Source organism: Streptococcus oralis (assembly GCF_003943825.1).
GTDB classification, from domain to species: Bacteria; Bacillota; Bacilli; order Lactobacillales; family Streptococcaceae; genus Streptococcus; species Streptococcus oralis_CD.
This window is the reverse complement of record NZ_RJNJ01000010.1, coordinates 55,194-76,984: the sequence shown is the minus strand read 5'-3', so window position 1 is coordinate 76,984 and position 21,791 is coordinate 55,194. Positions and strand designations below refer to the sequence as shown.

Annotated in this window: 26 protein-coding genes and 1 pseudogene; 26 read left to right on the top strand and 1 reads right to left on the bottom strand. The window is 39.4% G+C overall.

Annotated features, from left to right (window positions below; translation table 11 throughout):
- The 26 genes and pseudogenes from D8863_RS11290 to D8863_RS08875 form a co-directional block, all read left to right on the top strand.
- Positions 1 to 973, top strand: a pseudogene (locus D8863_RS11290) (hypothetical protein); the annotation flags it as partial.
- Positions 960 to 1,307 carry a hypothetical protein gene (locus D8863_RS09005; RefSeq protein WP_125441716.1) on the top strand — a complete coding sequence of 116 codons (348 nt, stop codon included), beginning with the start codon at positions 960 to 962 and terminating at the stop codon, positions 1,305 to 1,307. The pseudogene D8863_RS11290 and the gene D8863_RS09005, both read left to right, overlap by 14 nt.
- 18 nt (positions 1,308 to 1,325) lie before the next feature.
- Positions 1,326 to 1,682: a hypothetical protein gene (locus D8863_RS09000; protein ID WP_125441715.1), complete on the top strand. Its 357-nt coding sequence runs from the start codon at positions 1,326 to 1,328 to the stop codon at positions 1,680 to 1,682.
- Positions 1,683 to 1,905: 223 nt separating this feature from the next.
- Positions 1,906 to 3,276 carry a hypothetical protein gene (locus D8863_RS11285; protein WP_260469774.1) on the top strand — a complete coding sequence of 457 codons (1,371 nt, stop codon included), beginning with the start codon at positions 1,906 to 1,908 and terminating at the stop codon, positions 3,274 to 3,276.
- Positions 3,263 to 3,613 (top strand): hypothetical protein, encoded by a 351-nt coding sequence (locus D8863_RS08985; RefSeq protein ID WP_125441714.1) that lies wholly within the window; start codon positions 3,263 to 3,265, stop codon positions 3,611 to 3,613. Before D8863_RS11285 ends, D8863_RS08985 begins: the two co-directional genes overlap by 14 nt.
- Positions 3,614 to 3,632: 19 nt before the next feature.
- The gene (locus D8863_RS08980; protein WP_084848977.1) at positions 3,633 to 3,983 is read left to right on the top strand and encodes a hypothetical protein; all 351 of its coding nucleotides are present in this window, start codon (positions 3,633 to 3,635) and stop codon (positions 3,981 to 3,983) included.
- Positions 3,984 to 4,396: 413 nt separating this feature from the next.
- Entirely contained in the window at positions 4,397 to 4,747 is a 351-nt protein-coding gene (locus tag D8863_RS08970) for a hypothetical protein (RefSeq protein ID WP_125441713.1), read from the top strand.
- Between the two features lie 19 nt (positions 4,748 to 4,766).
- Entirely contained in the window at positions 4,767 to 5,117 is a 351-nt protein-coding gene (locus D8863_RS08965) for a hypothetical protein (protein ID WP_125441712.1), read from the top strand.
- 19 nt (positions 5,118 to 5,136) lie between these two features.
- Positions 5,137 to 5,487: a hypothetical protein gene (locus tag D8863_RS08960; RefSeq protein ID WP_125441711.1), complete on the top strand. Its 351-nt coding sequence runs from the start codon at positions 5,137 to 5,139 to the stop codon at positions 5,485 to 5,487.
- 19 nt (positions 5,488 to 5,506) lie between these two features.
- Entirely contained in the window at positions 5,507 to 5,857 is a 351-nt protein-coding gene (locus tag D8863_RS08955) for a hypothetical protein (protein WP_125441710.1), read from the top strand.
- Between the two features lie 198 nt (positions 5,858 to 6,055).
- Entirely contained in the window at positions 6,056 to 6,292 is a 237-nt protein-coding gene (locus tag D8863_RS08950) for a hypothetical protein (protein WP_260469773.1), read from the top strand.
- A complete protein-coding gene (locus D8863_RS11345) occupies positions 6,292 to 6,939 on the top strand; it encodes an Imm59 family immunity protein (protein WP_125441709.1) in 648 nt (215 codons plus the stop codon). Before D8863_RS08950 ends, D8863_RS11345 begins: the two co-directional genes overlap by 1 nt.
- A gap of 58 nt (positions 6,940 to 6,997) precedes the next feature.
- Positions 6,998 to 7,159, top strand: a complete 162-nt coding sequence (locus tag D8863_RS08940; RefSeq protein WP_125441708.1) for an EndoU domain-containing protein — start codon at positions 6,998 to 7,000, stop codon at positions 7,157 to 7,159.
- Between the two features lie 22 nt (positions 7,160 to 7,181).
- Complete coding sequence (locus tag D8863_RS08935; protein WP_125441707.1) at positions 7,182 to 7,562, top strand: hypothetical protein; 381 nt, start codon at positions 7,182 to 7,184, stop codon at positions 7,560 to 7,562.
- 144 nt (positions 7,563 to 7,706) lie between these two features.
- On the top strand, positions 7,707 to 8,084 hold the full coding sequence (locus D8863_RS08930) for a hypothetical protein (RefSeq protein ID WP_125441706.1): 378 nt from the start codon (positions 7,707 to 7,709) through the stop codon (positions 8,082 to 8,084).
- Positions 8,085 to 8,250: 166 nt separating this feature from the next.
- Positions 8,251 to 8,628, top strand: a complete 378-nt coding sequence (locus D8863_RS08925; protein ID WP_125441705.1) for a hypothetical protein — start codon at positions 8,251 to 8,253, stop codon at positions 8,626 to 8,628.
- 161 nt (positions 8,629 to 8,789) lie between these two features.
- On the top strand, positions 8,790 to 9,218 hold the full coding sequence (locus tag D8863_RS08920; RefSeq protein ID WP_125441704.1) for an Imm63 family immunity protein: 429 nt from the start codon (positions 8,790 to 8,792) through the stop codon (positions 9,216 to 9,218).
- Positions 9,202 to 9,402, top strand: coding sequence for a hypothetical protein (locus D8863_RS08915; protein WP_125441703.1), 201 nt, complete (start codon positions 9,202 to 9,204; stop codon positions 9,400 to 9,402). Before D8863_RS08920 ends, D8863_RS08915 begins: the two co-directional genes overlap by 17 nt.
- Before the next feature lies 1 nt (position 9,403).
- A complete protein-coding gene (locus tag D8863_RS08910) occupies positions 9,404 to 9,826 on the top strand; it encodes a hypothetical protein (protein ID WP_084848957.1) in 423 nt (140 codons plus the stop codon).
- A 12-nt stretch (positions 9,827 to 9,838) separates the two neighbouring features.
- On the top strand, positions 9,839 to 10,261 hold the full coding sequence (locus tag D8863_RS08905) for a hypothetical protein (protein ID WP_125441702.1): 423 nt from the start codon (positions 9,839 to 9,841) through the stop codon (positions 10,259 to 10,261).
- 269 nt (positions 10,262 to 10,530) lie between these two features.
- Positions 10,531 to 11,496: a hypothetical protein gene (locus tag D8863_RS08900; RefSeq protein WP_125441701.1), complete on the top strand. Its 966-nt coding sequence runs from the start codon at positions 10,531 to 10,533 to the stop codon at positions 11,494 to 11,496.
- A 62-nt stretch (positions 11,497 to 11,558) separates the two neighbouring features.
- Positions 11,559 to 12,071: a GNAT family N-acetyltransferase gene (locus tag D8863_RS08895; protein ID WP_125441700.1), complete on the top strand. Its 513-nt coding sequence runs from the start codon at positions 11,559 to 11,561 to the stop codon at positions 12,069 to 12,071.
- Positions 12,072 to 12,332: 261 nt separating this feature from the next.
- A complete protein-coding gene (locus D8863_RS08890; RefSeq protein WP_084936754.1) occupies positions 12,333 to 13,019 on the top strand; it encodes a LexA family transcriptional regulator in 687 nt (228 codons plus the stop codon).
- A gap of 3 nt (positions 13,020 to 13,022) precedes the next feature.
- Positions 13,023 to 14,438 carry a Y-family DNA polymerase gene (locus D8863_RS08885; RefSeq protein ID WP_125441699.1) on the top strand — a complete coding sequence of 472 codons (1,416 nt, stop codon included), beginning with the start codon at positions 13,023 to 13,025 and terminating at the stop codon, positions 14,436 to 14,438.
- A complete protein-coding gene (locus D8863_RS08880; protein WP_125441698.1) occupies positions 14,435 to 14,797 on the top strand; it encodes a hypothetical protein in 363 nt (120 codons plus the stop codon). The genes D8863_RS08885 and D8863_RS08880 overlap by 4 nt, the downstream gene beginning before the upstream one ends.
- Complete coding sequence (locus D8863_RS08875; RefSeq protein WP_125441697.1) at positions 14,790 to 15,083, top strand: DUF5960 family protein; 294 nt, start codon at positions 14,790 to 14,792, stop codon at positions 15,081 to 15,083. Before D8863_RS08880 ends, D8863_RS08875 begins: the two co-directional genes overlap by 8 nt.
- 360 nt (positions 15,084 to 15,443) lie before the next feature.
- Here D8863_RS08875 and D8863_RS08865 read toward each other — a convergent pair whose 3' ends face one another.
- Positions 15,444 to 21,503, bottom strand: a complete 6,060-nt coding sequence (locus D8863_RS08865; RefSeq protein WP_125441696.1) for an alpha-L-fucosidase — start codon at positions 21,501 to 21,503, stop codon at positions 15,444 to 15,446.
- Positions 21,504 to 21,791: the final 288 nt, after the last annotated feature.

Below are 21,791 nucleotides of genomic sequence, written 5' to 3'. Positions count from 1 at the left end.
CGTGGGTTTTGGGACAACAGCCTATGGGTTGTCTAATATGTACGAGGCTGGTCAGGATATCAAACTTGGGAATGCAGGGGATATTCAGACTAAAGCCGGAAATCCCATCAGAGATACGCTTTTCATGGGCAATGACAAGTTGTATCATGATGTTGGGAATGTCTTTGTGACGGCGAGTGCCATCATGATTCCCATAGGGCAGACCCAGAGCGTTGTCAAGGGCTTGACCCAGTTTGCGATAGGGGAAGCCGGTGCCTATACAGCGGGTCAGGTTGCCTATCATGGGACTAAGCTCCTAGGTGGAAGCGAAGAAGATGCCCAAACCGCCAACTTTATCGGGAATATCGTAGGAGGCTATACGGCTTCCTCAGCAGCCAGCAAGTTTAGTCTCAATAAGGTGAGCAATATCGAACGGATTAAAGAGAATATTAAAGAAAGCAGGCTTGCGAGGGAGAGTTCGAATTTTAAACAGTATGTAGCGAAGGAAAAATCTATAATTGATAGTTGGAATCGGAATACTTCCAAATCTCCAATAAAAAATATGCCACTGGAAGAGTATGAAATGTATCGGACGAAGAGTGTTATCAATCCTGAATCGGATACAATGACATTAGGTAAATATGAACCTACAATTAGACCTGATGGTACTCAAGATTGGAGTACACCTGGGCCGAATTCATACATCAGCAAGGCCGGAGATACCACTTACTTTAGCTTAGGAGATGATTGGAATAAATTGACGGAGGCCTATCATTTAGACAGCGGTGGAGAACAAATGTTTGAAGCATTTAATAAGCCAGCATTAGATGATGCAGTTGCGCAAGGCAAGACCATTCGATTTTCTCATGATCCTAGATTAGAACTTTCTCTTGAGAATGAGACCGCGTTGGCTAAGGAATGGAAATACTTAAAAGAGCATTATGGATATAAAAAAGTAATATTAGAGGATGGATATTTTTATGCAGTTAAATAAAATGAAAAAATTAGCGCTGGATTTTAGCGATATAGTTGAAATAGTATTTAAAGATAAGATTGATGATATAATGATTTATGATATAATTGATGAACCCGATCATTGTATGTTCAAATTAAATTTTGCAGCGTATAATTACTTTTGGATTGAGTTCGACTATGAGAATGATTGGTGCGAGTTTTTTATTGTGCTTAATGAAGCATGTAAACAATCTCTTTATAGCAAGACTAAGTTTAGTGAAATCACAGATTGGAATGCGTATTTAGCAGGAATCATGAAAGAGCTAGAACTTCGCATACCAGAGAAGTTTTTAAAAGCAAAAGGATGGCTATAAAGAATAGAAGGAGTTTTTATGGAAGAGAATCGAGTGTTTCAACTAGCAGTGAAAACTAGTGAAATAATAAAAAGTGTATTCGGGAATAGAATCACTGAGCCAAAAATTGTAGATGTCGTTGAATATGGGCCGTACCAGCGATTTGGCATTCGGTTTGTTGCGTATGATTATTTTTTAATATTATTCAACTATGATAGAGGTTTTTGTGGGTTTTCGGTTTCAATCGGTGGACAATATGGAGCCACTTTAAACGGGAAGCGAGGACTAGGCGCTTACAATGATATCAAAGATTGGGACAGCTACTTAAAAGAGATCATGGCAGAGATTGAATTACGTATTCCCGATGAGTTCTTAAAAGCTAAGGGTTGGTTGTAAAACCTGTTTAAACTATGACTTTACAAGGAAATCAGTATTTTCTTTTATGAGAATAAATGAAGCAAGAGTTTACCGATAAACCATTGGTAAACTTTTACTGTACAAGGATGGTTACTACCAGATTGATGGTAATCTTCATACAAAGCTACCTGGTCAGGTATTTACAAACCTTCATAGTGCTTTAAAGAGCTCACGGGATAATCTAAAGAGTGAGATTGAGATCTTGAACACGACCAAGGACAACATTTCAGATTTGGTGAGCTATGAAGGAAGCAGTCATACCAGCACGGTCATGGACTATAACTTCCTCATGAATCAGCTCAAGAACTTGGATACCTCCATCACTCAGTATGAGAGTAACCATGCGAGTCAAGATTTGGTCGCCTTTAAGGAACTTCTAGCTGCGACTAAGGCCTTGATCGCAGAGCATGCTAGTAAGACACGTACGGTAGGAACTTATCAGTCAGGAGATTTCGCCAAACTCAAGTCTGTTAAACGCTTTGCGATAGCCTACAAACAGGCGACCCAGCAGATGGAGAGTCGCGTTGAGCGCGTGAAGGCTGCCCAGGAGCGAGACAAGGTCCGTTTTGAGGCCTTGGCTGCGGAGGATCGTGCCAAGAACGGTTGGAAAGAGTTGGGTTTGGGTGTGTTGACCTTTGCGATTGGCTTCATCGCAATTATAGGAACCATGGGAACTGCGACTCCTTTAGTTGTTGCAGGCGGTATCGTGGGTTTTGGGACGAGTGTCTATGGGTTATCTAATGCAGCAGAAGGCGTTCATAATATCGAACTTGGGAATGCAGGGGATATCCATACCAAGTCAAAAAATCCTATCAGAGATACGCTTTTCATGGGCAATGACAAGTTGTATCATGATGTTGGAAATGTCTTTGTGACGGCGAGTGCCATCATGATTCCCATAGGGCAGACCCAGAGCGTTGTTAAAGGCTTGACCCAGTTTGCGATAGGGGAAGCCGGTGCCTATACCGCGGGTCAGGTTGCCTATCATGGGACTAAGCTCCTAGGTGGAAGCGAAGAAGATGCCCAAACCGCAAACTTTATCGGGAATATCGTAGGAGGCTATGTGACCTCCTCAGCAGCCAGCAAGTTTAGTCTCAATAAGGTGAAAGATCCACAGGCTAAATCAACAACATCTCCAATAAAAAATATGCCACTGGAAGAGTATGAAATGTATCGGACGAAGAGTGTTATCAACCCTGACTCGGATACAATGACATTAGGTAAATATGAACCTACAATTAGACCTGATGGTACTCCGGATTGGAGTACACCTGGTCCAAATTCATACATCAGCAAGGCTGGCGATACCACTTACTTTAGCTTAGGAGATGATTGGAATAAAATTACAGTTGAATATGGTTTGGATGCAGAAGGTAAAGAACTGTTCAAATATTTCAATAAACCTGCGCTAGATGATGCTGTTGCGCAAGGCAAGACTATTCGATTTTCTCATAATCCTAAGTTAGAAGAATATAAAAAATCTGCACTACGGTGGGAGTGGGATTATTTGCATGAACAATATGGATACCCAGAGCCAGTTAAGATAGGAGAATTTTGGTATGCAATTAAATGAAACAGGTACTATGGCAGTACAAACAAGTAGAATGATTCGAAACGTATTTGGTGATAGAATAGATGGTTTGGGAATTTATGATATAGTTGAGGAACCCAATCATCGTGCATTTAAAATAGATTATCTCGTCTATGACTTTGCTGGGGTAAGATTTATATACGAGAACGATTTATTTGAAATTCACCTACTTCTTAATCTTAACAAAGAAAAAGTGATTTCTAAGCCAAATAGCCATTATAGCAAAATAAGTGACTGGGACAGCTACCTAAAAGAAATCATGTTAGACATCGAGTCTTATATCCCAGAGAAGTTTTTAAAAGCTAAGGGTTGGCGATAAAAGAGAAGGAGGTGTTCATATGTTGAAAAAAAGTATGCAAGAGCTAGCGACAGAAGTGAGTGAGCGTATTCAAAGAGCATTTGGAGATAGGGCTTCAGACATGACCATTTACGATGTGGTAGAAGTACCAAATCATCAAATGTTTAGTATTAAATTTAAAGCCTATGATTATTATGAAGCTCATTTTGGTTATGAATTAAGTTTTACAGATTTTTATATTGTGATTAGTAAAGGGATTGGAATCTCACTTCCTAAAGAAAAATATGATTTTGGTAGTATAACAGATTGGGACAGCTACTTAAAAGAAATCATGGCAGAGATTGAACTACGTATTCCTGATGAATTCTTAAAAGCTAAGGGATGGTTGTAAAATCTGTTTAAACTATAGTTTTATAACAGGCAAGTTCGCCTTTCTATGATAGAATAAATGAAACAAGAGTTTACCGATAAACCATTGGTAAACTCTTACTTTATCAGGACGGTTACTACCAGATTGATGGTGATCTTCATACATCAGCAAGGCTGGAGATACCACTTACTTTAGTTTAGGAGATGATTGGAATAAATTGACGGAGGCTTATCATTTAGATAGCCGTGGAGAACAAATGTTTGAAGCATTTAATAAACCAGCATTGGATGATGCGGTTACGCAAGGCAAGACCATTCGATTTTCTCATGACCCGGAACTTCCTCAGTATGAGAAATCTGCCCTCAGATGGGAATGAGATTATTTAAAAGAACATCATGGATACGTAGATGTATATAAGAAAGGTGATTTTTGGTATGGAACTAAATAATATGGATATTTTATCAGATGAATTCTATGATATAGTTGAAAGAGTATTTGGGGATAAGATTGATGATATAGTGTTTGATGATATAGTTGATGAACCCAATCGTCATACATTTAAACTGGATTTTCTCATCTATAACTTTGCTGGGGTAAGATTTATATACGAAAACGATTTATTTGAAATTCACCTACTTCTTAATCTTAACAAAGAAAAAGTGATTTCTAAGCCAAATAGCCATTACAGCGAAATAAGTGACTGGGACAGCTACTTAAAAGAAATCATATTAGAAATCGAGTCCTATATCCCAGAGAAATATTTAAAAGCCAAGGGTTGGCGATGAAAGAGTTGGGGGTATTGCATTGGAATTAAATAATATGGATATTTTATCAGATGAATTTTTTGATATAGTTAAAAGAGTATTTAAAGATAAGATTAATGGTATAGTGTTTGATGATATAGTTGATGAACCCAATCGTCATACATTTAAACTTAAGTTTCGTATCTATAATTTTGCCGGGGTAAAATTTCAGTACGAGAATGATTTCTTCGAGATTTATGTTTTTTTCAATGGTGATGAGGGTTTACTGCTGTCTGAGGGAAATTGTCGTTACAGTGAAATAAGCGATTGGGATAGTTATTTAAAAGAAATCATGGCAAAAATCGAGTCCTATATCCCAGAGAAATATTTAAAAGCTAAAGGTTGGAGATAAAAGAGTTGGGGGTATTGCGTTGGGATTAAATAAAACGAAGAAACTAGCGCTGAATTTTAGCGATATAGTTGAAAGAGTATTTAAAGATAAGATTGATGATATGGGAATTTATGATATAGTTGATGAACCAGATCATCAAATGTTTAAATTAAATTTTGCGGCTTATAATTATTCTTGGGTACAGTTTAATTACGAGAATGATTTCTTTGAGATTTATCTGTTTTTAAACGGTGAGGAAGGTTTATTGCTATCTAAGCCAAACAGTCGTTATAGCGAAATAAGCGATTGGGATGCATATTTAAAAGAAATCATGACAAAAATCGAGTCGTATATCCCAGAGAAATATCTAAAAGCCAAGGGTTGGCGATAAAAAAGAAGGAGGTATTGGTATGGTTCGAGAAAGTATGGAAGCTATAAAACAAGAGGTAATTGAACGGATTCAGCGTTCTTTTGGAGATAGAGCCTCTGAAGTAACTATTTGTGAGTTCGTCGATGTCCCAAATCATCATATATTACGCCTCGTATTCAGGGCATATGACTACTATTGGGTTCAATTTAATTATGACAATGATTTATGCGGATTCTCTATTGTTTTAAATGATGAATTTGGAGCGTCGCTTGAAAGCAAAATGCGTAGCTATATGGGAACAAAGGATTGGGATAACTACTTAAAAGAAATCATGGCAGAGATTGAATTACGTATTCCCGATGAGTTCTTAAAAGCTAAGGGTTGGTTGTAAAACCTGTTTAAACTATGACTTTACAAGGAAATCAGTATTTTCTTTTATGAGAATAAATGAAGCAAGAGTTTACCGATAAACCATTGGTAAACTCTTACTGTACAAGGACGGTTACTACCCGATTGATAGTCACCTGGGGTCTGCGACTCCCTTGATTGTTGGAGTTGGCTTAACCTGAGGGATATCAAGTATGAAGTAGTGAAGGATATTACTAAAGAGAATATCAGGAGAGCATTTAAAGAGGATTCCCATAATACTCAAATTGATATTATGAATACTTTGATTGAGTATAATTTAAACCTTGATGATATTGTGGATATTCGCCAAGGTCAAATTGCTAAAATGTTCGGTCAAGGTGGGGGTACACAAATACAATTTGGTACAAGTGTTGTTTGGTACGAAAAAACGGGACTCTTAAAGGAGGTTGTTAAGTAATGGTTAGCTTAGAAAAAGAGCGATTGGAACTTTTATCAGATATTCACAAATTGGGATATGAAAGTTTGAGATATTCCATTTTCAACGATCATGGACCAAGGGAATGGGAAACAAGAATAGAATATAATCCTGAATTAGAAGTATATGAAGTATATTCGACAATGGACAGAGCAAGTACGAATGGTAAAGATTCATACCAAACCTTTCAAGAAGCACGGATTCGTTTCATAGAAATTCTTAAAAACGTTGTTTTCATAAATAGATATTATGTTGACGAAGGTATAGGTGCAGAATATTCCTCTCCATTATGGGATAAAATCGAGGCTGACATTGAGAATATAAAATGTATAGTTGAACAAGAAATTAAAAAACGCCATTTTGAGAGCTTACATTATGTATTATTTGATGAAAATAAAAATCTTCCCTGGGCATTTCACTTATTCTATAGAGATGGTAAATTTATGATTAATGGTCGAGATGATAGATCATATGTGATGGGGAATACGATAGAGTTTACTAGTTTTGAAGATGCAAAAATAGCTTTTTTGGAAAGATTAGAACATTTTGTAAAATCTAATCAATTCAAAGTAAAGATAGGGAAAAAACCATATTATTCCTCCTCCCTCTGGGATGATGCTACAGAATAACAAATAATTCCTTCCTAAAAAAGGAAATGGAGGGTATTCAACCCTTTTCCCTGACCATATGAGACCTCAGGAGGTTGTAGATACTATTAATGAGGCATATAGTAATAAAGTTTTAGCTTATGGAAACAAATACATTGGAAAAAGTCATAATGGATTAAAGATTGGAATGTATATAAGAAAATCTGATGGAAAGATTATCTCAGCATTTCCAATGGAATAAAATGAATTTAGAGGTATGATTAATGGAGAGAATATATTCAGTTGTGGTTTTTGGAAATGAAGAAAATGACATAATGTTAGTTTTGAAGTTTACAGATCAAAAATTTCAATCGTTGTCAGACTTTTTAAATTCTGAGGTTCATAATTTTTATCTGTATGTCAGAGAAGCTTTGGAGAGTGTAATTTCTGGGAATATGGAAGAATATGCTTTTGATGGTAATATGTTAGGGATTGAAATTGGAAAAGAAATAACAGAAGTTTACTTCCAATTTGAGGAAGAAATATTAGGCGGTCCATGCTTTATTCCTACAAATGAGCTTTATAAATTGGTTTTAGAGTGGAAAGAAATGGAAGGTAAAATGTACAGGGGAGAAGATATTTTTCCGCTAATGATAGAGGATTGAAGACGAATAAACAGATTTATGAAGGTATAAGTAAGAATGGAATGAAAATTACGATGAATTTGGACTCTGATGAAAAAATTATTACAGCTTATCCTAGCAAAGAATAGATAAAACATTGAATTATAAGATGAGAAAGAGGAGAAAATGGTAAAAAGAGAATACGATATATTCAAATATCAAAATAATAGTATTAGCTTAATGATAAGTTTTTTTGATCCCTATTATCAAACCTTATGTGAATTTTTTGATACAGAAGTCCATAATTTTTACCCTCATATTTATAAAGAATTAGAGGCGGTTGTTACTGGTCAAAAAGAAGCATCTGGCTTTGGCGGTAATATGCTGAATATTGATATAGGTAAGGAAGAAACAGAAGTATACTATCAAATGGATGATGAAAGTCTTGGGGAACCTTGCTTTATTTCAACTGATGAACTGTATAAATTAGTTATTGAGTGGAAAGAAATAGAAGATAAAATGTACAGAGGGGAAAATATTTTTCCGCTGATGGTAGAAGATTAAGATGTATTAGAGGGCTCCTATCAGAGATACGCTTATGGGAAATGACAAGCTGTATCATCAGGTTGGAAAAAATAATAATAGATTAAAGATTGGAATATATATAAGAAAATCTGATGGAAAAATTATTACAGCTTATCCAACTGTTTCAGAGTAGAAAGGTTTGTAGATGTTAAGAAGAGAATATAAATTATATAAAAGTGTTGAGAACAGAGATGCACTTACGGTTCTCTATAATAGAGAAGATTATGAAATTATAACAACCTTTATGATTACAGAAGTCACGGATTTTTATCTGGATGTTCGAGAAGCTTTGGAGAGTGTAATTACTGGGAATTTGGAAGAATATGCTTTTGATGGTAATCTCTTAGGGATTGAAATTGGAAAAGAAATAACAGAAGTTTACTTCCAATTTGAGGAAGAAATATTAGGTAGTCCTTGCTTTATTTCAACTGATGAACTGTATAAACTAGTCATTGAGTGGAAAGAAATGCAAGAAAAAATGCACAGAGGGGAAGATATTTTTCCGCTGATGGTAGAGGATTAAGATGTATTAGAGGGCTCCTATCAGAGATACGCTTTTAGGTAGAGCTGATGGAAGTATATATAAACATGGATTTTTGAATGGTGAATACAAAAAAATCTGTTAATATTGCCTGGAACTCGAATAAACAGAATTGGTTCTAAAATTGAAATAGGAATAATTAAATGCTAATAAAATTAAAAAACAAAATGGAATCCGAAGTTTCAAAAATTGGCAACATAAAATTAGGTGAATTTGGAATTCATTTTTCTGAACAACCTCCCTACTTTCCAGAGGGAATTTCTATAATAGAGGATAGAAATGGAAGATATAATCTAGTTTTTACCGAGAGAGGAAAAATAACATCCGAGATTTCTGAATTAGATGATGATGAGGTGACTTATCAAATTTTAAAGATAATCATTAAGAATATTTCCTCGCAAAAGATTGATGAAAAGGATGTAGATTTAATTGACAAATTGATTAAAAATAATGAATTTGAGAAAGTTAGTCAATTAGTTGAGAAAGTACAAGAAAATAGATATCAATACGAAAAGGAATTATTTGAGAAAATCAGTCCGCTATACGCTCTATGGTTTGAAAAAGAACATTAATGATTCGTATAAATCCGTTGTTATTTCAGTTCAAAACACAAGAATTCCAAGCGGAAATGAAGAAGCTGCTTTTGAAGGCTTTTGGAAACCAGGAGGACAAACTTTCCCAGGAAATATGCCAGAAGTAGTCATTGACGAAGTTCCATGGGGAGAATTTACAATTAGAAAATTAGGAGGCGATTAAAATGAGTTTAACTAAAATAACATGGGAAGAGTTTGATACCTTTGAAAAGATTGAATCACCAAAAGGATATGATTTTCGAACACATGAAGGGAAATACTATACTTTTGGAGAGTTTGGAGTAGCTTCCGTTCGTCGTATCTTTGAGATTAATCCTTCTGATTTTAACGAATATTTATTAGGCAGGAGGACGGCAAGTGAAATTGATTTTAAAGCGGAGAATGATTGCTGGCCTCTAACGGAAGAAGAAAAGAATGAAATAAGAAAAAATAGAGCTAGAGAAAAACCAATTGTGCTGATTTCCAACCGTAAAAATCAGTTGCTTTTTAGTAAGAAAGAACTTGAAATACTTATTCCCAAAGCCGAACAACAATGGATAGAATCAATGGGTGAACTTCCAGACGATTATGTATCACCACTTAAGTAAGGAAGGTCTAAAATGAAACCAACAAAACTACAATGGGAAGATGTTATCCAGTTTGAAGAAGTAAAAGGTTACGGAAAATCCATCTGGAGAAATGATAACAAGTATTATTTAGTTTCAGAAGAGGGAACCGTAGCTTCTTGGTTAGTTGTCTATGAATTACCACAAGAATTATTTACCTTACTAGAGAGTGGGGAAAGAACGTTACATGAAGTATCTTGGAAGGTTCAAAACGATTCTTGGCCACCGACGGAAGAAGAGAGAAAAGCTCGTGAGAAACAATTTATATTAAAAGGCTTAACTCCTTTAATAGCTAATCCTAAGAGTTGGGAATTATTTACTCAGGAAGAGCTTGAAAGATTAATTCCGCTTGCTGAACAGAAATGGATTGACTGGAGAGGCAAACTTCCAGATGATTATGTATCACCATTGAAATAGCTTGTAAGGAACTTTTTATTCACTTTTAGTTGTAGGCAAGTTTCTGTTACAATGCAGCATTTACAACACTTCATGGTTCACACCATGGGGTGTTTTTTTGTTTTTCTCATCTTCTCACTGCATTGCCCATGTGATATAATGGGATAAGGATTGTTCCTCGTTTCAGACGAGTTTATGGATTTCAGGATAAGTTAGCAGGTGAGAAGAGTATTTCTGTCAGCCTCCTATACACCTGTTAACAGCTATCCACGATAAAAGGAGATTGTAGATTGGTTTTATTAGTATTAGGGATTTTGGTTTTGCTCATTCTAATCTTAAAAAGGAAACAGAAAACTGCTAAAAAATCTGAAGGAAATGCCAAGAAAAGAAATTGGCTATTAATAGGTTGCTTATCCATAGTGATCCCAATGGTAATCTTCACAGTGTTCAGTCCGATTTTTTCTCTAATGGATATGTGGGGGCTGTTTGCCCATGCAAGTCGAACTGAGATTGAGCAAGCTGTGCATCGTTCTTATCAAAATTACGGTCTTACAGGACAGTTTGAGTTAGAAAAATACGAGAAAAACTATACAAGTGTGGGAGGATTTATAATCCATGGTACCTATAGTGAAAATATAGCTGGGAAAACCTATCAGGTTAAAACTCGATTTAAATACTATACTCGCTTTTCGAAAAGTGAAACATATGGAAAGACAGATGCAGAGGTTGATTACAAAAATGGTAAAAAAATTTATAATGTTTTCCCAGAATTAGCCTATTTAGGGATTGAAGTTAGTCCAGGCACCAGCGAATTTTTAGAAACACTGGACAGTTCAATCAAAGATCCTAAACTTCCTGATTTGAAGTATCAAGGTATTGATTTTGAATTTAATAACCAATCTGATAATATCTATCTTTATAATGAAATATTAGAGGAAAATCAAAGCAAGGGCCAAGCTCTGCAAGGAATGTATCCAATGGATGCTCAATATCTTTTCCAAAAAGAGATTTTTATACCAACATTTGAATTTCAATATTTCGTTCCGAAGGAAAAAAGAGATCTCTTGTATGATGACTATCTTAAAGAGCTTGAAGCGCTCATGAAGGAATTTTTTGCCAACCAACCCCTACCACGCGGTCTTTATGCTGTCAAAATTTCTAAGTATAAAGAGGATAAACTTGTCAGTGATAGTGGTGTATACTATGTGAAGATTGAAAATCGTCAAGTTGTAAAGCTGTTGCAAAAATTAGAGTAGGAGTTGCTAGGGCTAGGTCAGTCTCACAATATTTTTACTAAGAAGAGAAGGGAAGTTTTGTAATGATTAGTTTAGAGCTGTTGTCTGAGGAAAATAGTCTAGACGTTTATTCTTTTGAAAAAGAAAATCGGGAGTATTTTGAACGAAATCTACCTCCTAGACCAGCCAACTATTTTGATTTAGAAGGTTTTAAAGAAATCACGAGGGAATTGTTAACGGAACAAAGGAATCGGGATGTCTATATGCATCTTATTAGAGATTCGCAAGGTATGATGGTCGGGAGAATAAATTTAAGTGTTTTAGAGAATGATCGAACAACAGCAGAGCTTGGGTATAGGATTGGGGAAAATGTTAGCAACTTAGGTTATGCTAGCGAAGCGGTTAAACTCGTTTTAGACAAGGCCTTTACGACTTATGGTTTAAATAAAATTATTGCAGGAACGGCAAGAGGTAATCTAGTCTCTCAGAGGGTGCTTTTAAAAAATGGCTTCACCTTTAGTAGGATGATAGAAAATGACTTATACATTCATAATGAGTGGGTTCATACAGCAGTATTTGAGATAAGGAGGCCATAATATCATCATTTCCAGTCTACTGACAAGGTTAACGGAGTTATAATCTGTCCAGACATTCAAGAATATTTTCTTGGATGTTTTTTTGTTCATAATTTCCAGTTGTGTCTGTTAAAATTTGATTTTCTCAGTGGACAATCGTCCACTTTTTTTATATAATAAAACTAAACCGGATTGGTTGAGTTTTAGAGATGTAAGCTCAACCGTCGATTTGTTTTTCTAAGAGAGATATTCTCAATAAAACATCACACTAGGGGGTGAATCATGTACCAACCAGAAAAACTCAAGGCTCGGAGAAAAGAGTTAAAATTGACACAGAAGGAAATTGCAGAGGAATTAGGGATTAGTTTTCAGGCTTACTCGGCTTGGGAACGTGGAATTAAGGAACCATCCAAGGAGAAGGTTGCCCAGCTAGAAAATATTTTAAAGGTGGCAAAGGGATATTTCACTCAGATCGAGATTGTTCGTCTCTACAATAGCCTCTCCAAGCAAGGGAAGGACAAGGTTGTGCTCTATGCTCGCAACCTAGCTCAAGAGGAACAAACACAGAAGGTGACGACCATGCCAGAGCGCCTCTACGAGTACCGTGTCTATGAACGCATGTCAGCAGGGATTGGGGCTTCGGTCTACGGTGACCAGAATTTTGATACGGTCTACTTTAACGAGGAGTTGGCCCATGATTTTGCATCTTGGGTATCTGGGGACTCTATGGAACCTAAATATCAAAATGGTTCGGTGGCTCTGATTCGGGAAACAGGATTTGACTATGATGGGGCAGTTTATGCAGTGGTCTGCAACAACCAGACCTATATCAAACGGGTCTATCGGGAGGAAGATGGTTTGCGTCTGGTTTCTATAAATCCTAAATACAAGGACATTTTCATCTCCTATGAGGAAGATCCTCGGATTGTGGGGATTATCGTTGGGAATTTTGTGCCAATGGAGGGTTAGCCTATGGGCTACTTTGATTATTCCAGAGAGCCCAAAAGTGATATTGCCTTTGTCGATATGAAATCTTTCTATGCCAGTGTCGAGTGTGTGAAAAGAGGCTTGCATCCGCTGAAGACCTCGCTTTGTGTCATGAGTCGCGCGGATAATTCGACTGGTCTTATCTTAGCTTCCTCTCCCATGTTTAAGAAGATTTTTGGCAAGTCAAATGTTGGTCGGGCCTATGATCTGCCCTTTGATATCAAGACCCGCAAATTTTCCTACTATAACGCCAGAAAGCAAGGATTGCCTACAGATTCAGACTATGTGCGCTATATTGAAGATTGGGCCCAAGTCACCTTGATTGTTCCTCCTCGGATGGACGAGTATATCGCGGTCAATATGGAAATCCAGCGAATCTTTCAAAATTATGGCAGCCCAGATGATATTTATCCCTACTCTATCGATGAGGGCTTTATTGATCTGACTAGTTCGCTCAACTACTTCATCCCAGACAAGAGTCTCTCTCGCAAAGACAAGCTGGATCTGCTTTCTGCTCGCATCCAGAGGGATATTTGGAGGCAGACAGGGATCTACTCTACGGTGGGTATGTCCAATGCCAATCCCTTACTGGCCAAGTTGGCTCTGGATAATGAGGCCAAGCACACTCCGACCATGAGGGCCAACTGGTCTTACCAGGATGTGGAAGAGAAGGTCTGGGCCATTTCTAAGATGACGGATTTTTGGGGGATTGGCAGGCGGATGGAGAAACGCTTGCATGATCTGGGGATTTTTTCGATTAAAGAACTAGCCACCAGCAACCCAGACCAGCTAAAGAAAGCTATCGGTCAGGCTGGCCTGCGTTTGTGGTTTCATGCTAACGGGATTGATGAGAGCAATGTTCACAGGCCCTATAAAGCTAAGTCCCAAGGGTTAGGAAATTCTCAAATCTTGCCGAGAGACTATGTAAAGCTACGGGATATTGAAATTATTCTCCGAGAAATGGCGGAGCAGGTGGCTATTAGGCTGAGAAGGGCGGGCAAGAAAACAACCCTTGTCTCTCTCTATGTTGGTTTCTCTAAACAGGAGGTCAGGTCGTCTATTCACACACAAATGAAGGTCGAACCGACCAATAATACAGCTATCTTAACAGACCACGTTTTGAAGCTATTTCATAATAAATACACTTCTGGAGCGGTCAGAAGTGTTGGAGTCAACTATTCAGGATTTGTGGATGAGTCCTTTGGCCTAATCTCCCTCTTTGATGATGTTGACAAGTTAGAAAAAGAAGAAAGGCTCCAGACGGCTATTGATGCCATTCGGGAACAATTTGGTTTTACCTCCCTCTTAAAGGCCAATGCACTGGAAGAAGCCTCTAGGAGTCTTGCCAGAAGCAAGCTGATTGGGGGGCATTCTGCTGGAGGATTAGATGGACTAAAATGATTGATCGTTCTTATTTACCCTTTCAATCTGCGCGTGACTATCAAGATCCAGGGATGCAGAAGTGGATGGGTTTTTTCCTCTCAGAGCATACTAGTTCACTCGGTGAAGAAAAAAATCGGGTAGCTTTCTCGACGAGTTTGAATCTCGTTGAGAAGTTAATCTTGCTTTCGCAGCTGTATGTCGGGCAACTGAGGGGATGCTTTGTGGTCAAGGAAAAGAAACAAAAAACGACTATCGTCGGCAAGGTAAGCGAATTATCACCTCAAACTCTATCTATTAGGACCAATGAGGGCTATAGGCTGGTAGAGGTAGCAGATGTCCTCGAAATTCGATTGTGGGAGGGGGGAGTGTATGACTAGAAAAGAGTTGTATGAAAACAAACTGCAGATGGATTATTTTTCAGATAGTTACATCCGCTTTGAAGAGGATTTCCAAAAATACTCTGCTATGAATGTTCCCTTGACTTTTTTGATCGATGATATCCTACGCACCATGGCGATGAATCAGAAGAACTACTTTGTTTTAAACAAGGAAAATGCCAAGGATGGGCGGGAGCATCGCTTTTATTTTAAGGTGGTGACGGAAAAAGAGTGTCCCAGAAATCGAACCTATGCATATGCTGGACTCAAAAATAGTAGTCAGTGACTAGATGTGGAAGAGGGAAGTCTGATTTAGGAAAGATGGCTTGTGAGCGTCAGAAAATCTCATGGTATAGGAATTCGAAACACCATCTTTTATCTGTGGAGTTCTTGCAGGAACTTATGATAGTAGTTCGGATGAGGTAAGACAAGGGGGACTCTCTTTTTTGGATGAGCGTTTATTTGAAAACGTGGTTGGATTTGAGAACACCTATCTTCAATGATCATCTTACTTTATAGAGTCATACCAAAACATCCATGTACATTTTTGGATGTTTTTTAATTTTACAGATAGAAAAAGAGAAGACCAAATGGTCTTCTCAACGGGGGAACTGAATCATTAGAAAGAATCAATCAAAGAGGGTTATTAGTCTTTGAAATTCTTTTGGAAGATGAGGAGAGACAAGATAGAAGTAATGGCTGCCAAGAAGAGGAAGGCACTTGCTTCTTGTTCCCCAGTTGCAGGGAGTAGTCTTTCCTTGTCTTCTTTGACTGTAGCTGTAACAGGAGCTTTTTCATCTTTTGCTGATGAATGATCTGTTACGGCTGGAGCAGGTTTTTCAGTCTCTCTTGGTAGAACATACTCAGGAAGAGTCACAACTGGTGGCGTTTCTGTTCCAACTGAGCTTTGTTTGCTACCTACCTCAATCACTCGATCTTGAGCTGGTGTTGCTTCTGTTTGGAGAACCTTGCGATTGTCACCGTCCACTTCAACATACTCGACTAAGAGACCGTCTTTTCCTTCTGATAGAACTTGCACTTTTCCTTTGTCTAATTGTGGGTTTTCGCGACGAATAGTCTTGAATGGTACGACCTTATTGACGATTTCCAAGCTTGGAAGTGTAAAGACAAGGTCTTTAACCCCTTCCTCAGGACTTGAAGAAGTAATTGGTTTCTCAGGTTGCGCTGGAGTTTCCGGTTGAGTCGGATTTTCAGGCTGAGCAGGTTTTTCCGGTTGAGCCGGTTTCTCAGGTTGCGCTGGAGTTTCCGGTTGAGTCGGCTTTTCAGGCTGAGCCGGTTTTTCAGGTTGCGCTGGAGTTTCCGGTTGAGCAGGTTTTTCAGGTTGANCTGGATTCTCAGGTTGAGTTGGTTGTTCCGGTTGCGTCGGCTTTTCAGGCTGAGCCGGTTTTTCAGGTTGCGCTGGAGTTTCCGGTTGAGTTGGTTGTTCCGGTTGCGCTGGCTTTTCAGGCTGAGCCGGAGTTTCCGGTTGAGCCGGTTTTTCAGGCTCAGCAGGTTTTTCAGGTTGCGCTGGAGTTTCCGGTTGAGTCGGCTTTTCAGGCTGAGCCGGAGTTTCCGGTTGAGTTGGTTTTTCAGGCTGAGCTGGCTTTTCAGGCTGAGCCGGAGTTTCCGGTTGAGTTGGTTTTTCAGGCTGAACTGGTTTTTCAGGTTCAGCAGGTTTCTCAGGCTGAGCTGCTTCGAGCTTGCTGATTTGTGCGAGAGCAGTTTCTAGCGCTTTATTGACTGCTTCCTGAGTTTTAGCTTCTTGGATTGCAGCAATGGCTTGGTCAGCAATTGCTAACAATTGCTTCTTAGCTTCCTTGTTGGATCCAAGCTCAGCGACTTTTTTCTCTATAGCTTTTGCCAAGCTGTCCATAGCCTTATCGTACTCAATTTCCGGTTGTTTTGGTTCAGCTGGTTGTTCAGGCTGGTCAGGTTTCTCAGGTTCTTCTGGCTGTTCCGGTTGCTCTGGACTAGGTTCCTCTTGGCCTCTTTGATAGTTCTCATCCTTGGATAGGATATCTTGTAGGGCACTGACTGTCAACATGACATCCTGAACATCCACTGCATCAGCACTGAGTTGGTTTCTCAATTTTTCTAGATTTGCTTGGAAAGCTTGGCGTGCAGTGGCCGTATTTTTCAAGCCTGCTGGGTCAAAGTTGGACAGATCATCTTTCCATTTCGAGATAGACTGGATGATATCTGCTTTGCTGTAGAGTTCGCTGCCTTCGCCACGAGTGATAAATTGGTCTACCTGGATACCGATATTTTGAGACAAATCGTTTCGATCAGGATCTAGTTGAAGGGTGACTGCGTGCAAGTTTTCGTCCAGACCTTTTAGGCTAACCAGAGTTTGATTGCCTTGGCGTTGGGCTGCGCGACCGCTAAAGTATTTCTTACCATCAATAGTTGAAGCATTTCCCATTCCATCTTGGTAAGGAACTTCTTTGCCGTCTAGGAAGACTTTGTAGATACCATGATTTGGATCAACATAGCCCTTTATATCAAGTCCAGTACCGTAGAAGTAGGCTGTGACAGTTGTCTTTTTCTTTTGCTCATCAGTTAAGCGGCCAAAGGAAGCCCAAGATTCCGTCTTTTGGTATTTGTCTGCCGAATTGGTTTCATGGTGCCAGCCAGGACTGTAATCCAACTGACTAGCTTGGTCATCATAGCTTGTTTGGTCCTTGATCAGCAATTCAGCTTTCATCACTTGGATGGTTGCATCGGTAGCAAAACCGAGCAGGGCACCATCAGTGACTGAAGTGAGCTTGGCTTTGAAGTCAAAGACAGAGTCAGCCTGTTCTGTAAAGTCAATCGTTGGGATGGTGACAGTCTTTTCTGTTTCTCCGTCTTTAAAGGTCACATCTTGAGTTGTATCTTGGTAAACTTTACCGTGAACTCCAGTTCCAGGTTCTGTGATGAAGCGCACAGTAGCAGCCCCCTTGCTTCCACCAACACGTTTAATCTTAACAGTGACTGGTTTTCCTTTTTCGACTTCGTAGTTAGTAGACTCGAGTTCAAACATCCCTTTACTATCATTGTTTAGGGTGTAGATTCCTTCTGTAGCAATTGGTTCGCCTGTTTTATTTACAAGGGTAATAGTGTGTTGACCAGGTGCTAAATCGCCTGTCTCAAAGACTTTTTGGCTGCGTTTACGACTAGCATTCTTAGTTTGGACATCGGCAACCTTTTGACCATCAACGTAGACGGACATTTCTCCATGACCTGGGTCGACTGTAGAGACGACATAGGCCTTGGTTCCTGTAAAGGTATAGCTTACTTTGGCATCTTTTTGATTGGTCCACATAGAAGTGCCACGAACACCTTCAGATTCATTGTACCAAGTTGTTCCGGCTGTATCTGCTGTTGTGTTTGAGTGGTATTCAAGTCCAAGAGGGTAGCCATCAGTCTTTTCAATGCTGCTTGGTGTCTTGTAGACTGAGAAGTTGGTCAAGATTGGAGTTGCTTGAGCACCATTGATGGTTACACGAATTTTTTGTGCCTCTACAGGCTTGCCTTGAACCAAGCGACGGTAACCAACGGTCGAACCTTCGCCGTAAGTCACCCAACGTCCGTTGATTTCGACTTCAATCTTGAAACCAGAGATACGTTGACCTTTGGCAATATCTTCCTTGAGTTCAACGACGTCAAAGCGTCTCTTTTGCCCCAAATCGACTGTAAAGCTACCGGTTGTGGCATCATTTGAGAGCGCCCAGCTGGTGTCATCTTTACCGTCTGTGAGGTGGCTTTCCTTGTAGAGGTGGTTTTGACGAGTAGAACTTGCTGTTACAGTCGCACCTTTGGCAAAGTCAGTCGCATACATTTGGTCTAGGGTTGCCTTGAACTCTTTCAAGCGAGCCACATCCGCATCTGCAAATTTTCCTTCTTTATTTGGTGGAATATTGAGAAGGAGCGGGGTTCCACGACCAACAGACTTGAAGTAGATGTCCATCAGCTCTTTAAGTGATTTCGGCTGTTGATTGTCATGATAGAACCAGCCTGAACGGATCGAAACATCAGCTTCCCCTACAGAGTACATATCACCATCTGGGTCACCATGGTTGAGGTATTCGTTTTTCACATCGTCTGTGATGTTGGCCCGTTTAACTTTATGCCATACAGGGTCGCCTGCTATACCTCGTTCATTTCCGATCCAGCGAACGCTTGTTGGCTGAGCAGAGAAGATGGCGATATCTCCTTCGGCTTCTTTGATGTATTTGAACCATTCATCAAAGGTATAGGTTACTTTTTGGGCACCGCTACCACGCGCACCGTCCATCCAAACTTCGATGAATTTCCCTTTATTTCCGTATTTTGGATTTCCAAGGATTTCTTTCAGTTGGTTGAGATAGTATTGGTTATATTCTTTTTCGGTTGCAACATGGTATTTTGGATGATTAGCATCCCATGGTGACAAGTAAACACCCATATTCATGTCATACTTGCTAGCAGACTTGGAAACTTCTTCGAGAAGGTCACCCTTTCCATCTTTCCATGGGCTAGCAGCTACGGTATGATTCGTATACTTAGATGGATAAGCAACGAATCCGTCGTGGTGTTTAACAACCATAATGGTTCGTTTGAAGCCAGTTTCCTTCAGAGTACGAATCCACTGGTCTGTATCCAAGTTGGTTGGATTGAAGTATCGAGGATCTTCTTTCCCATTTCCCCATTCAGAATTGGTATAAGTGTTCATTCCGTAGTGGATGAAGGCTGCCAATTCTTCCTTGTGGTAATCGAGTTGAGCCTTGCTTGGAAGAGGTCCATGATTGCCAATTTCGGTTTCTTTATCTTCTGGATGAGCCACTGGTGGAGTCGGTGTCGTTGGATTAGCTGTATCAGCGACTGGCTCGTATTCAAAGACGACCTCATTCACACCTTTGTGCTGGATGGTTGCTTCCAGGCTAGTCTTGACTGGACGGTAGCCAGCAATGTCTTTTGCATGGAAGGTGTTGACAAAGGAAACCTCATATTCTTGGCCTTCATTGTTATCAACTGTTGCCTCAGCTAGTTCAGTACTTGTTCCCTTTTGACGGTAGTAAACTTTAAAAGAGCCTTTGTTGGCTTTATAGACAACCTTGATGATACGAGTACCGGCAGGCGCTTTGCTGACAACATTGTGATCTTCAGCCCAAGTATCTTTTAGCTGTTTATTAACTGCTACGCCATCAATGGATACAATTTCGTATTTGTCTTTATTCTTCTGGTAGAAGTCCGTTTTCTCGATTTCTTTTTTGAAATTATAGTCAAATGGCGAATCAACAGCTGTCTGTTCGATAAAGGTGTCATTATCTTTGACAGGATTTCCTTCTTCGTCTTCGTGTTGGATAACCACACGGCCGTATTCAACTCCCTTGGTCAAGGTAGCAATCCCATCTTGGTTGAAGGAATATTCGTTGCTTCCGATAACAGCTTTCTCATTTCGAAGCATACGTCCTTCATCGGTAAAGTAGTAACGATTTCCGTTATCACCTTGGTACCAGCCTTTCACACCATACTTGGCAATCATGTCCTTAACCCATTTCAGTTGTTCAGGTGAAAGGACGAGTCCGCCACCAAAGCGATCCTTTTCAGCCACACCATTGTCAACGGTTCCGTGTTGGTGAACCCCCAGAACTTTTCCTTGGCTATCGACAATCCCGCCACCAGACAAACCAGATACAGAAGTGGTTTTGTAGGTGATACCAGTCGTTCCCTTATCATCATAGGACTCAACAGATCGGATGGTCCCATCTGCCTTGTAAAGCTGACCAGCTAGGATAGGTTGTTTCAGTTCTTTTGAGCTCGAGTCAGTTGGGTAGCCAATCGTACTGATGGCTTCTCCCGGCTGATGCGTCTTGTGCTCCGCTAAAGGCGCAAAGGTTGCTGCTTTGTTTGGACTAGCAATCGGAAGAGGAATAGGAGCTTCTACAAGAGCAAGGTCATTCTTATAGCCTTTTCCAAACTCTTTCTTGTTCCAGAAATGGATGTCTTTTTCTCTGAATAAAACCGTAGTTCCAGAAGATGGCAGTGAGTTTTTCTTTTCGCTGTTTGAACCAACGTTATAGTAGAACTGGGCAGATTTTCCACCACGAATGTGACCCTCGCCAGTTTCTTTATTGGCCTCTAAGAAGTTATGAGCAACGGTAAGGATCAGGTTAGGTGCTACGAAGATACCTGAGCCTGAAACGAGGTAGCGTTGCTCCCCTGCATTGTAAGTGCTGTAAACCATAGTAGCAGCAGTAGCAGGTTGTCCCTCGTAGTTGATGTGTTTGAGGTCTTGTCCACCGTTAATGATGGCACGGTTTCCGTTCTCAGATTCTTTTGGAGCTTCTTCCTTGTCCTTTAGAATGCTCTTAGTTTCTACTGTTGGACTAGCTTTTTGGTCAACGATAGTAGTCGTATCGAGTTCTTTGACAGGTGTGTCTGGATAGGCACGGTCCTGAATGTCTTCAGGGAGCAAGTCAGCACTGTTAGTATCTGCAACAGGTGTTTCTTGTTTTTCAGCTTCTACACGGTCTTCTTCTTTGACTGGTTCAGCCTTGGTCTCTTCTATATCTGCGACTTGTTTCATTTGCTGATCTAAATTGGATGTCGTGGCAGGAGACGTTTCGTCTGCACGCACGATTCCAGAAGCAAAAAATGCCAGTCCCACGATAACAGATGCCACACCTACAGTCAACTTCCGAATGCTAAATGTTTGCCCTTTTTCAAAAAGGTATCGATTCATAATATACTCCTAGTTTTTAGAAAGGCAGTCAGCTACTGCCAAGCCCAAGTCTGACTTGGTTACAACTTGATTTAATGAAAAACTCTCTGATAATTTGTAAGCCACCTTACCTCCTGTTTATAAAGCGCTTTCATTTTAAGATAAAAAAATTTAAAAGGTCATTTCTCCCTTAAAATGACTGAAAACTTTTAATATAACAAATATACTAAATTAATAAAAGAATTGCAATAGCAAAAAGCAAAAAAATAAATATAAATTAAAGAAAATCAGTTACTTTTTAAAGAAAAA